The sequence below is a fragment of the Paenibacillus cucumis (ex Kampfer et al. 2016) genome (genome assembly GCF_019748695.1).
GTDB lineage: Bacteria > Bacillota > Bacilli > Paenibacillales > Paenibacillaceae > Paenibacillus > Paenibacillus polysaccharolyticus.
Window position 1 is genome coordinate 56,474 of record NZ_JACLIC010000044.1, and the last position, 13,102, is coordinate 69,575.

General features: G+C 49.8%; 11 protein-coding genes. 1 reads left to right on the top strand and 10 read right to left on the bottom strand.

Going from position 1 to position 13,102, the window contains the following annotated elements:
* Positions 1-8: 8 nt before the first annotated feature.
* The 9 genes from H7T88_RS24370 to H7T88_RS24405 form a co-directional block, all read right to left on the bottom strand.
* Positions 9-1,352, bottom strand: a complete 1,344-nt coding sequence (locus H7T88_RS24370; protein ID WP_154891034.1) for an LLM class flavin-dependent oxidoreductase — start codon at positions 1,350-1,352, stop codon at positions 9-11.
* Positions 1,353-2,581: 1,229 nt separating this feature from the next.
* The gene (locus tag H7T88_RS24375; RefSeq protein ID WP_221790821.1) at positions 2,582-4,228 is read right to left on the bottom strand and encodes a glycosyltransferase family 2 protein; all 1,647 of its coding nucleotides are present in this window, start codon (positions 4,226-4,228) and stop codon (positions 2,582-2,584) included.
* Positions 4,229-4,292: 64 nt separating this feature from the next.
* The gene (locus H7T88_RS24380; protein WP_312027654.1) at positions 4,293-5,057 is read right to left on the bottom strand and encodes a GT-D fold domain-containing protein; all 765 of its coding nucleotides are present in this window, start codon (positions 5,055-5,057) and stop codon (positions 4,293-4,295) included.
* Between the two features lie 695 nt (positions 5,058-5,752).
* Complete coding sequence (locus H7T88_RS24385; RefSeq protein ID WP_221790823.1) at positions 5,753-5,929, bottom strand: hypothetical protein; 177 nt, start codon at positions 5,927-5,929, stop codon at positions 5,753-5,755.
* Between the two features lie 138 nt (positions 5,930-6,067).
* Positions 6,068-6,799: a sugar phosphate nucleotidyltransferase gene (locus tag H7T88_RS24390; RefSeq protein WP_154959666.1), complete on the bottom strand. Its 732-nt coding sequence runs from the start codon at positions 6,797-6,799 to the stop codon at positions 6,068-6,070.
* The gene (locus tag H7T88_RS24395) at positions 6,796-7,569 is read right to left on the bottom strand and encodes a glycosyltransferase family 2 protein (RefSeq protein ID WP_221790825.1); all 774 of its coding nucleotides are present in this window, start codon (positions 7,567-7,569) and stop codon (positions 6,796-6,798) included. The genes H7T88_RS24390 and H7T88_RS24395 overlap by 4 nt, the downstream gene beginning before the upstream one ends.
* Positions 7,566-8,537 (bottom strand): glycosyltransferase family 2 protein, encoded by a 972-nt coding sequence (locus tag H7T88_RS24400; RefSeq protein WP_221790827.1) that lies wholly within the window; start codon positions 8,535-8,537, stop codon positions 7,566-7,568. Before H7T88_RS24400 ends, H7T88_RS24395 begins: the two co-directional genes overlap by 4 nt.
* Positions 8,538-8,598: 61 nt before the next feature.
* Positions 8,599-8,733, bottom strand: a complete 135-nt coding sequence (locus H7T88_RS28890) for a hypothetical protein (protein WP_260511115.1) — start codon at positions 8,731-8,733, stop codon at positions 8,599-8,601.
* Positions 8,734-8,746: 13 nt separating this feature from the next.
* Positions 8,747-9,520 (bottom strand): glycosyltransferase family 2 protein, encoded by a 774-nt coding sequence (locus tag H7T88_RS24405; RefSeq protein ID WP_260511116.1) that lies wholly within the window; start codon positions 9,518-9,520, stop codon positions 8,747-8,749.
* An 812-nt stretch (positions 9,521-10,332) separates the two neighbouring features.
* Between H7T88_RS24405 and H7T88_RS24410 the strand changes: the two genes are divergently transcribed.
* The gene (locus H7T88_RS24410) at positions 10,333-11,895 is read left to right on the top strand and encodes a M4 family metallopeptidase (RefSeq protein ID WP_221790831.1); all 1,563 of its coding nucleotides are present in this window, start codon (positions 10,333-10,335) and stop codon (positions 11,893-11,895) included.
* 183 nt (positions 11,896-12,078) lie between these two features.
* On the opposite strand, the gene H7T88_RS24415 is transcribed toward H7T88_RS24410, so the two are convergent.
* A partial coding sequence (locus H7T88_RS24415) for a WIAG-tail domain (RefSeq protein WP_221790833.1) occupies positions 12,079-13,102 on the bottom strand: 1,024 nt, incomplete at its 5' end.

The window sequence follows — 13,102 nt, forward strand, 5'->3', positions numbered from 1 at the left end:
ACATTCGATTAGATGACGTTTGACTCTTCCTGTGTCCTTGCTGCTGTATAACGGTTTACAGGCACCTGGACACCCAAATTGCCACGCAGCGTATCATGCTCATACTCCGTGCGATAGAGGCCGCGTTCCTGCAGAATAGGTACCACCAACTCGACAAAGTCGGACAATCCGCTAGGCAACTCCGAAGCAATAATGAATCCGTCTGCCGCTTCTGCCTCGAACCATTCCTGAACCTTGTCTGCGACCTGCTCCGGCGTGCCCAGGAATTGACTTCGTGGTGTTGCAGCCCGCAAAGCGACTTCGCGCAGCGTTAACCCCTGTTCTTTGGCATCTTTTTTAATCTTGTCTGTTCCACTGCGGAAGCTGTTGCTGCCTATGCCATCCAGTTCAGGGAACGGTTCATCCAGCGGATATTGGGAGAAATCATGATGCTCGAAGAAACGTCCCAAGTAGTCCAATGCTTTATCAATGGTTACCAGGCTTGCGATCTCCTGATATTTCTGTTCCGCTTCCTCTGCCGTCCGTCCCACAATCGGGTTAATGCCTGGCAAAATAACAATATCTTGTGCTGAGCGCCCATAGGAAGCTGCCCGTGTTTTGACGTCCTTATAAAACGCCTGTGCATCTTCAATGTTATCGTGTCCAGTGAATACGGCATCGGCTTCTTGTGCCGCCAGTGTTTTGCCATCCTCTGAGGAACCTGCCTGGAAAATAACCGGCTGTCCCTGCCGTGAACGAGCGATGTTCAATGGCCCCTGTACAGAGAAGAACTCCCCTTCATGGTTCAGCGTGTGTAGTTTCGAAGGATCGAAGAACACACCGCTGTCCTTGTCTCTTACAAATGCATCATCTTCCCATGAATCCCACAATCCTTTGGTTACTTGTAAATATTCCTTAGCAATACGGTAACGCTCCGGATGTGTTGGATGATTGCTTTTGCTGTAATTTTTTGCGGTACCTTCCAAGGGAGATGTCACCACGTTCCAGCCTGCACGACCATCACTGATCAGATCAAGCGAACCGAACTGTCTGGCGACTGTAAAGGGGTCACTATAGGATGTGGAGAGTGTGCCCACAAGTCCAATGCGTGAAGTTACCGCAGCAAGAGCGGAAAGAATGCTGATCGGTTCAAAGCGATTCAGGAAGTGAGGAATGGATTTTTCCGTAATATACAGGCCGTCTGCAATGAATACCAGATCAAACTTGCCCTCTTCTGCCTTCAGCGCCTGACGTTTGTAAAATCCAAAGTTGACACTGGCATCGGATAGAACCTCCGGATGTCTCCAGGTTGTGTTGCTTCCCCCAACACCATGAATGATCGCTCCAAATTTCAAACTTCGTTTTGCTGTCATGTACACTCCGCCTTCCCTGAAATAAGGTAATTTGATGGTACCAAAATGTAGCATATCTAAATAAATGATTGAGTCTCGAAATCAAAATTGATTATTCCTATGAGTTTGGTTTGTTTTAATTTCACACAGCTTATCATTGCCCCGCCGAACCGGTCAACCGTGCTTCTAATAGATTTTTTCTATATGGCACCCTGTAAAAATAACCGTTGTGCTCCTATTGCATTAGCCTTATTAAACTTAATCCATTCCGTTCAGACAGCATTGCTTCATCCTGCCGCATTTTTGGGATGATGACATCGACATACCTCCGATTTCCATAATATAGTTCCAGATCATCAGACAGACCGGATCGACCTATACCTTTAATTCCAATCTGTTAAATAAGAATTATGCCTATAAATGTACTCCCGTCCCTTTGCATCGTCAATGGTTCTGCTAATAGAACAATCCTATAACAGAATAGGAAAAATAAATTTAAATTTTGAGTTATCCATTCAGTATCAATTTTGATTCGAAAAAAGGAGTGAGTTTAGACTCACTCCAATGCTTTTAACTTCTCCTCAATCATCTTTGCTTCTTCTAGATTTGATGCAGGAGCACTTATAACTAACGTTTCATTCTGATATTTTCCATTCGTTAATTTCATGTATAGTTCAGGTTCTGTAATAATAATCGCAAATTGATTAGCCTTTTTATCAAAATAATATCTCCTAACACGGTTCTCTTTGCACCTTCATAAGTTATTAGTAAAGATTTATGCATGAAGATTACCTTTTCGAAAGCCATATCATTGATAGATAAAGATCCCTCAAAAGCATTTTCATTTTTGTTAAAGATTCCATTTAAATTTACTTTTACTTCACTAGCGATCCCGGAGTTTTCGCTAAACATGTAAGATGGTGAATTAATGTCTATTTTTTCAAGATCATTACACCCTGAGAGAATAATAAGATTAAGAAAGTAATAAAAAGTGCTCTTTTCATTTTCAGCCTCCAAGCTTATTAACATGCGTTACCTACGGCTCCCTAGAAGTAAATTAGTCTTTCAACTTCATATATGTATTTACAGATATAATAGTCTTGCTCTGATCACTTAATTATATAACTATTATTGAAAGACCTCACACGGAATGAACAGATCAGCTGAGCGTTCAGCCCAAGAAGAGCGCACCCTTCAGTGTTGTTCATTCCGCATGTTTACATGTTGCTTCAAACCACGAGCGGTGGCCATCACAAATCCTTGTTCAGCAACTGGGGCGGAGCAATAATCGGCCATCCTTCCGGGATTGAATGGAGTTGTTCGGTTGATATTTGATGCACATGTCTGGAGCTTATTCCCCAACGTTCCGCTGCATAGATGGATACAAACTTCCTACGTTTACCTTCGGTGACCAGATACCAAACTTCCGGTGTATCAGCAACAGATACAATACTCAAGTCAGTAGGTTCCACGGCAGGATCGGGAGAGATTACGGCAAGAGGAAAGTCAGGTTCAAACGACCCGTTCCGAATATCTCCAGCGGACACCAGCGGTTCACCCGCAGGTATGCCCAACAGATCAGGTTTGGCGACCAGCACCGGCGAGATGCCGCGCGGAACAGGAATGTTCAGCTTTCGGCGCTGACCGCTTCTTAGTACATAGACATCACCCTTCAGATCAACAAGAAATGCACCTTCTGGATAGAAATCACTGCTTCGTCTGAGCGGTGATGTTGCAGGACTGTTTACAGAAGAGGAACCTGCGGCCCTCTGGCGTAAATCACCTTTTGCCGCTAACGAAGATACCTTCGCCTGAGATCGCGTCTGAGGGTCTGAGTACGGAGTCTGTGACAATCTGGAGGTTTCCGCGATGAGCGCTTGAGGTTCTCCCCATTTTTGACTGTAAAATTGTTCGTTGCCCTTGTTCACCGTGTTAAAGTCCTGCTCTCCCAGCGCTCTCATACTCACACTTCCAAAATGATGAATAAAGCCGTCACCTGCTACAGCAAGTCGGTATCCCAACATCCGCACCCGTACAATCCAATCGTCATCCTCAAAGTTACCTACGGCGTAACCCTCATCCAGATACCCTACACGCTCAAACAAATCTCTGGAAAACAGCCAGCAGAATCCGACGAGCCGATCCGTCACTCGATGTTTCTCCGGGTCGGGACGATTCTGGTTCGCAGCGAAAGACCACATGTCCTCTACTTCACGATAAGGCACTTCAATCTGCTGATCTCCGCCAATGTAGTTCGTTACAGGTCCTACGACACCAATCTGCGGATCGCTGTTAAGACACGTCATCATATTCTCCAGCCAGCCCGGGGTAACCAGGGTATCATTGTTCAGCACAACGATATGCCGTCCCTTTGCCATCATCAGACCCTGATTAACGCCTCCGGCAAATCCCCGATTCTTCTCCAGTGCAGCTACCCTCACCATACCGCCTTTGCGAAGCAGTGCATCGGCCGTACCATCTTGAGAAGCATTGTCTACAACGATGATTTCGTAAGGAGCCGGGGTATGTTTCTCAATGCTTGACACACATTGCAGTACATAATCCCGCTGATTGTAGGTGGGAATGATGATGCTGACACCTTCAAACACAATTCCGAATGAATTCTGTCCCTGAAGAACACCATCTTCGTAACCTCGGTTATATCCTTGCTTGTATAACTTGGTGTTTCGAAGAATACGATGACTCCTTCTGCCTTTCCGTGAAGCATTACGCCGATTACGGCCACCGGCTGCATGAAGAAAAACCTTAGCAGATGCACCTATACGATGAGGATGGCTACCCGATAATTGCGCGCCCACTCTAAGCTGACTTCTCTGCTGTAAGTTGCTCTGATTATTTTTTCGTACACGATGAGGCTGTATTTCCGATTTCTTCATGTTGCTTCCTCCATTCCACTCGTGCCAGAGGCAGGGTCCCGGTGATCCTGCCCCAGACGACTCACTAGAGTTGAAGCTCCCCTGTCACTAATTTGTCCGCCAAATGTCCGAAATCGAAGGCAATGCTGCCCAGTTCTCCAGCGATACGCCTGCATAGCACCACCGCTGGAATGCCCGCTGCGACCAGAGCGATATCAAAGGTGTGCTCAGACGTTAGTTGCATTACCCTCGGAATATCTGCCATGCCTGCTACCGCAGGGATGATGCCTGTAACCTGCACCCCATGCAGTTGTAACAAGGCTCCCAGCTCTGCCGCCTGGCTGCCGATCAGCAGCACACGCCGTCCTTGCAAGATCGGCAGCAACAGACGAGACTGATGCAGACTGTAATTGATGGTGGAACTGGTCAATTTCAGACTGGACCAATCGATTCCGAAATGGCGCAGAACCGGGAATAATAGTCCTTGAAACGTCGGAGCACGTGAGATGGGCACACCCACCCAGTCTGCACCCCTAATCGCTTCCGCAAGCGTCGCGCGGATGTCCGGCGTGGAGCATGGCACCCCTGCATAAGGCAGAAACGGTGCCAGCTCCTGCACTTCTGTAGCTGGCAGCACGGTGTCTGCTGCCAGCGTAAGCAGTTCGCCATCCCCGAGGCGAACGACAGACAGGGGGCGCTGCGCATCCAGCGCCGCCATGATGTGACCAGCCATCTCATGAGGGCTGGTCAGCCGGGTCAGGCTGGGCGCATACTGGCGGAAGCCCGCCGCGATCAAATCTGCCGCCGCGACAGCGGGCAGAATATGATCCGGCGGGATGTGCTGCGCCACCAACGCCTCGCCCCCGGCGAATACGCCGTCGCGGTAACCCGCGGCGTAACCGCCGGGCCCTGCCGCCTGCACGGCATGCTCCGCAGCCGGCGGCGGCACGCCGTTTGCGCTGCCCGCACTCGCGGCAGCGCCTTCCCGCCCCGCGGGCACGACGACACCCTGCGGGTGTGTCGTCTGGCGCGGGGCGGGGCCAGCACCGCTGGCAGGCATCGCCTGTGGCGAGCTTGCGTGCGGTGCTGGCTTGGGCGCACGGCGCATCGCCGTGCGCTGCTTGGCGCGGGCCGCGGCGCGCCGGCCCTGCGCAGAAGCGCGCCTGCGCTGGACGGGGCCTTGACGCAGGCGGCTCTGTGCAGGCGGGGCAAGCGCTGCCCCGCCTGCCCTGCTCGCTCTCTCACCTGCGGCTCTGCTGCTTCTTCGCGCTTTGTCCGTCTTTCCCACTCCCCGGGCCCTCGCTGCTTTGCCCACCCTAATGCCGCCTCCAGGCCGACTTGCTTTGCCCACATTGCCCACATTTCCAATCCGATCTGCTTTGCCAGCGACTATCACACTTCCAGCCGTACTCGCTTTCCCAACTCTTTCAGCCGTACTTGCCTTGCCCCTACTCAACACAACTCCAGTCCGGCCTGCCTTACTTATCCTGATCACACCACCCGTACTGCTACCGCCTTTGCTGCTCCCTGCTCTTACGGTACCTTTCACATGCCCCACTTCCCTGCATTATTCACTTGCACCGCTCTGCCTCCACTCTTCACACCACTCGCATTACCCATACCTCTTCTATTCTCTACTCTCACCGTGCCTTGCGCATCCAGCATCACTTCACTGTAATTTACACCTTCACCGTCTTGCCCGAGTGACCGCGGTCGTTGCACAAAACGCCGGAGCTTACTTCAAGGCTCCGGCGAGGATTCTGTTTCCATCATCTGTTTCCATCATTTGTTTACAACATTTGCTCTGATCATCGGTTTCGATCCACGCAACGCACCGCGGCTGTATCATGTTATTTCCGGTTAAGGTAGCTGCCCTTTCATGCGTACAGCTGCCTCCTGAAGCGATTCAAATGTGCCGGCATCGCTCCAATATTTTTGCAAAATGTCATACTCCAATCCGCCGCCGGAGGCATAATGGTTGTTTACATCGGTGATCTCCAGCTCTCCACGTGCGGATGGTACAATGTTATGAATCAGGCTAAACACATGGTCATCATACATGTATATGCCCGTTACACAGTAAGAGGTCTTCGGCTGACTTGGCTTTTCTTCAATGTACGCGATACGTTCCGGATGGTGTTCATCAAAGACAGGCACCCCGTAGCGACGCGCATCGTCCACTCCTTTAAGCAACACTCGCGCCGTACCCGCAGGTTGCTGCATATATCGCTCTACATACGGTTTCAAATCATCGCTGAACAGATTATCACCAAGAAGCACAACAAATTTTTCGCCCGGAAGAACAAACGATGAGGCCAGATCAAGCGCTTCGGCAATACCGCCAGCCTTTTCCTGAATACGATACGTCAGCCTAACCCCATGATCCGCTCCGCCACCAAGATACTCCGTATACAAACCAGCGGAATGTTTGTTGATAACAATCAGAATATCCTCAATCCCTGCCTGACGAAGCCTGTCGATACCATACATAATCATCGGATGTTTACCGACGGGAAGCAGATGTTTATTAATAAGCCGGGTCAGAGGGTACAGCCTGGTTCCTGTGCCACCAGCAAGAATTACACCTTTCATTCCTTGTTCCCTCCTTCATCGGATATGTCCATAAATTCACGCGGATCGACTTGCCATTTATTGATGAAAATGGAACGGTTACGCTCCAGCAACTGTTTCCATTCCGTATGATCTGTCTTTTGAAAACTCGCACTGCCTTGATGATGTACAAGGACATCACCGCATACCAACAAACGGAAGCCCTGCAACCTAGCTCGATAACAATAGTCGTCATCTTCATAGTGGCCAGGGGAATACGCTTCGTCAAGCCAGCCTACGGCCTCCAGTACACTTCGTTTCATCAGCATACACAGCCCTACGATTCGGCGTACTTCCTTCCACCTGGACACATCCGAAACATTATTGGCAGCCGCTAGCTCCTGAAAATGTGGCACATCCCGAAACGTCATATGCACCTGCTGAATACCACTGGCATAGTTCGTGACTGGCCCGATGATACCAACATCATCTTCACTGTACAGTGCTGTGCGCATATTTTCGAGCCAGCATGATGTAACGGTAACATCGTTGTTCAGCAAGAGTAATTCATCCCCGCAGGCCATTCGAAGTCCAGCATTACAAGCGGCAGGGAATCCCCGATTTTCGGGTAAACGAACAAACCGGATGCGTTCCTTGGCACAATATTCGGCAGTACCATCCGTCGACCCATTATCTACAACGATGATCTCATACGATGTTGCTTCTCCCGTGTATGTTCGGATGGCCTCGACACAAGGCCTCAGCAATGAGAGTCCGTTATAAGTGGGTATAATGATGCTGGTCAGCGTCATCTCACATTCCTCCTGTACGCTACCTCTGCACGGGAAGGAAGGTTGGTCCGAAGGGCATATTCACTCGTACCCATCCATGTTGCCAGTGCTTCCAGGTGATCCCCAAGAATCAATCTGGCAACACCATTACCACTACCCGTGTTCCCGGCACGCAGTCGGTTTGAGCGAATGACATCCACTTGGCATGGAGCGGATACCTTAAATCCCTGCTGGATTGCAAGCATCTGTGCCTTCGGCGGAACGGCCAGCGAAGCAGATTTTACAGCCTGAATCATTCGCCTAGATAGGGCATGGGGCACAGCGGTCATCGAATTCGAACCAAGGTCCCGCCGACCTAATGTATGGTTCAAATAAGCTTTGATCCGGCTGACTTCGTCCTGCTTGGAAAAAGGAGGAAGTAAAGAAGTCAGATCGTTTAACGCTACATCCTGCCCCCGGTCAATCGCGAACAGGAACGGTGCCAGTTGTTCCGCAGGTATAACCATGTCTCCATCCACAAACAAAACGGTCTCTGCATCTGTCATTTTGGCTCCAAGCGCCCGACCCACATCATGCCCGGCTCGTTCCGGTTCATACACAAGTGTAATGCCTGAATGTTGAAGCACGTGTTCCAGACTGTTATCCGTCGTACCGTTTAATACAACTACAATATCGCGGAGGGGTAGACGTCTTAGTTGTACCAGCACTTGCCCAAGTGTGCGTTCCTCATTACAGGCACAGACTACGGCAGCAGCAACATGTCGGAGGGGAAGCGGTACAATCTCTGGTACATGGCCTGAGGAATTCGCATAGCCTTGAATAAACACCCTGCCTGCCTGCAATGCAGCTTCGTAGCTAGTCTGTTCCGGCAGATTCGCCGCGTGTACTTGCCACGTATCAGAAGCATGTTTATTCAGGTTGTCGGCATCTGCCCTGAATTGTTTGCCTGCAAGCTGGCCTGCTCTCCAAAATGGACGTAGATCCGGCATCACCTTCCGGACATTCCGCCGGCTCCACCCAAGATGCTGGGTACGTGGCGCGCGTTTCCCCTCAGCTTGCTTTCTGCTCCGGGGTCTGCCCGCCGCCATTCGCTTGGCTCGCGTCCGTCTCTTTGCCCTTACTCCTGATCGTGTTTTTATCGCTGTCACCTCCGCATGTTGCCGTTTCTATCACATAATCCCTCATTTCTTAAAACTTCTTATTGAGCCAGACTGCGAACACGCTGCAGATCAGGGTACCCCCCCCGTGGCCCCCGTGTATCTGTCATCCAGCGGATCGCCTCCAGATGATCGTTCAGTACGACTTGGCTAAGTAGATCAGCACCGCCTCGTTTCGTCGAACGAACAGCATTCCATTTTCCTACAGGCACATGATGAACAGCTTGCACCCGAAGGCCGCCGAATATCGCTTTGGCATGAGCAAGTGGCGGAATTTCCAGTGAAGATATGCCAATGATCTCAAGTGCCTGCCTACTAAGCGCATGAGGAATGGCTGTCATAGAAGCACCACCAAGATCGGATCTGGAGAGCAGACTGTTCAACATATGTTTTGCTTCAACGACCGGATGAACAGGGCTACGTGTCACCGGACCGTTGTAATTGTTCAGTGCAACATCGACTCCATTTAGCACAGCCTGAACGAAAGGTGCCAGGTGTTCGGCCGGGATCAGAATGTCTGCATCCGTGAACAGCAAAATCTGCCCTCGGGCTGATGCTGCCCCTACTCTTCGTCCTGCATCATGTCCCAGCGCTTCAGGATAGTGGAGTACCCGTGCCCCAGCCCGTTCAGCTTCATTGGCTGTGCCATCGGTTGACCCGTTTACGATAACCAGTACTTCCGCATCGCGGCATATACGTGTCGCTTCACGGACTACAGCAGCAATGGTGCGTTCCTCGTTCATCGCTGGAATAATCACCGATAGCACAGGCTGCGGGAGAACTTCTCTGTCTTGCTCAGTAACTTCTCCAATCATCTCATGTGCTTCTCTTCGATTGTTCGCATGAAATGAGTGGTTAGGTGGTAAGGAGAAAACATAGGTCTTTGTACCCTTTTTCCTTCTCGATTGGATTCGTCTTTTTTCAGATACCCGTCTGGTACGCTTTTTTCTTGTTTTTGTTGCAAAACTGGCTCTATTACGTTGTTTCCGCAACAAATTCACCTCCCACAATCCATCCTGATCATGCCAAGGGAGTACACGTTATTCTATGTATTCGTGGAGCAGTGGAAACGGCGTATGTCCTTATCTTACTTAGGTTCTGGGCAGGAGTGTAAGTACACCCATCCTGTGAACCGACAAGATTCGTCAATATTTTTAAAAATGACATCTCTTCCCTGTCCTTAGACACAATTTTCGAAAAAATTTAAAATTGTATCTTTTCCAATCTTTTACACTGTGATACTATACGATTCAAGCCACACAATTTACATTTTTAACCTTGTCGAGAACTCACGTTCCCAAAACCTCTTTCTGTCCTTTTATTGACCTTCGGTTAGTTCAGACGTTTGATCTCCTCCGTTTTGTACACAAACAGACCTTGAACTTGAAAGGAGTGATGCCGTTCCCAACCCGGCTTCTTCTTCCCGCATTCCACACACGGATTGAACATCCCGGTTCTCCGTAGAACCTTCGGTTTGCCACGATCACTAGGGGGACAACCCCTGCTTCTTAAACATACTTCTGTTTGAGCCCCTCACTCCGCCCTGCCAGATGCAGACGGAAATCCATCCGAGTTAGGCATAAACCCTTTTTTTCCAAAAAATATGATGAGAATGGGAGAGTTAACAATGAAATTTGCCAAAGTTATGCCAACAATTCTTGGAGGAGCTCTTTTGCTCGCTTCCGTATCCTCTGCTGCTGCAGCGCCATCTGATCTATCCATTCCGCTTGAGGCTCCTTATGCCTCCGAGGAGAGTATCCTTTTGAACAACAATCCTGACGAAACGATCTATAATTATCTTGGTCAACAGGAACAGTTCCTGAACTCTGACGTCAAAGGCCAGCTCAAAATCATTAAACGTAACACGGATACTTCCGGTGTAAGGCACTTCCGTCTGCAACAGTACATCAAAGGTATTCCGGTCTACGGTGCCGAGCAGACCCTCCATCTGGACAAAACGGGAGCTGTGACTTCTGCTCTTGGTGAACTTCCGCCTGTTGAAGAACAAGCGATTCCTAATGACGGAATCCCTGGTATCAGTGCAGAGGACGCGATTAAAGTGGCCTCGGAAGAAGCGACATCCCGGATCGGCGAGTTAGGTGCACCGGAGCTTGAGCCAAAGGCTGAACTCCAAATTTATCATCATGAAGATGACGGTCAGACCTATCTGGTTTATATTACCGAAGTGAACGTGCTTGAACCTGCCCCGCTGCGAACCAAATATTTTATTAACGCCGTGGACGGAAGCATCGTATCCCAGTTTGATATTATCAATTTTGCTACAGGAACAGGTACCGGGGTGTTTGGTGACACCAAAACGCTGACCACAACGCAATCGGGCAGCACCTACCAGCTGAAAGATACCACTCGTGGAAAAGGCATTCAAACGTATACAGCAAACAATCGCTCCTCGTTACCAGGAACATTGTCTACCAGCTCTAACAACGTGTGGACGGACCGTGCAGCTGTTGATGCACATGCTTATGCTGCTGCCACTTATGATTTTTACAAAAATAAATTTAACCGCAACAGCCTCGATGGCAACGGTCTTTTGATCCGCTCTACCGTACATTATGGCTCCAAGTATAACAATGCCTTCTGGAACGGGGCACAGATTGTATTTGGTGACGGGGACGGCTCACTGTTCGGTATCTTCTCCGGGGATCTCGATGTTGTGGGTCATGAGTTGACACATGGAGTGATCGAGTACACCGCCAATCTGGAATACCGCAATGAATCAGGAGCATTAAACGAAGCGTTTGCTGATATTATGGGTAACACCATTGAGAGTAAAAACTGGCTGCTGGGTGACGGCATCTATACTCCTAACATTCCAGGAGATGCATTGCGCTCTTTGGCCGACCCTACCCTGTACAACCAGCCTGACAAATATAGTGACCGTTACACGGGCAGTGCAGATAACGGCGGTGTGCACACCAACAGCGGTATTATCAACAAAGCGTTCTACCTTGCAGCCCAAGGCGGTACACATAACGGTGTAACGGTTAGCGGCATCGGCCGGGATAAGGCCGTACGTGTTTTCTATAGCACGCTGGTGAATTACCTGACACCAACATCGAAATTTGCAGCTGCCAAAACAGCAACGATTCAGGCCGCCAAAGACCTCTACGGTGCGAATTCCGCCGAGGCAACTGCCATCACCAAAGCCTATCAGGCTGTAGGACTATAATCGTTAACTGATCGTGTGTAGCATCTGCGACCTTCACAAAAAGCGATACCGAACTTATTATTTCCCCTTCTATTCTTGTGTTAAAAAGTAGCCTCGTTCCGGCACCCCTCATGTCCGAACGGTCAGGCTTATCAAATAAAAGCGGTGTCCGGGACATACTCTGGACACCGCTTTTGTATATTTTTATGCCGATGGCCCCGCTGCGATCCAGGACAACAAACCATACGTATGCTTGCAATCCGCTGTCCGCGTTACTTCCAGCACAGCTTCATCCTCACTCTGGGATAACAGCGACACCTGAAATCCACGGTCATTGCTCATGGCTACAATGACATAATGCTCCGAATCAAACGCCTCTTCGAAAACGATCGTCACTTCGGTACACGTTTCATTCTCCGGCAGAACAAAAGCTTCCATGCCAAACTGCTGCACAGCAGGCTGTTTACTCACGCTACGTACCGGCTGGAATGCCAGATGTTCGGCTTGAACAGCACCAGTCTGCAACTGTTCACTGCCTACAGAACCATCACACAAATGCTCTTGTGTTACCGACTGAGGCTTAAGGGTATAGGAGACTGGCACCTCTGTATCAGCCCCTTGAGGGGTGATAGAGTTGGATAAGTCTGTGTCAGCTACATCCGGCGATAATGCATTTTCTCCATCCGATGCATCTTCAGCTTCAGTGATTCCCGTAGCAGACTCGCCTTCCGTTAATACGGCATCTACTTCCGAATCATTGTGTAGCCCAAGCAGCTCTTGAAGATTCAAATTTCCGGCTTGGAACTCAGCAGGCGCATCCGGCGACGACCCCGCATCATCTCCCCAGGTAAACAGACCTTCGTTAGGCAGGCCAACCGACTGTATAAACTGTTGTACTTCCTGCATGGCTTCTTGCCTTTTGAACTCGGCAAGCTGTTCCAGCGTTTCTGCACTGACCTGACGGATCGCATTCCAGATCTCTTCACTTAGATGTGATGTGCCCACGATTCCATCATTTAAGTGACTGGACGTGATACTTTGCTCACTTAACTTGCTGCCATCAATAGCACGATCAGCGAGATGCACAGACGATATCGTGCCCTCTGTCAGTTTACTGCCGTCCACACTGCCATCCGCCAGTTTAGATGCCGTGACTGCACCATCTTGCAGGTGAGCTTTGCTTACAGCTTCTTCGGTCAAATGGCTTGCCGTGATGCTTCCATCCTCG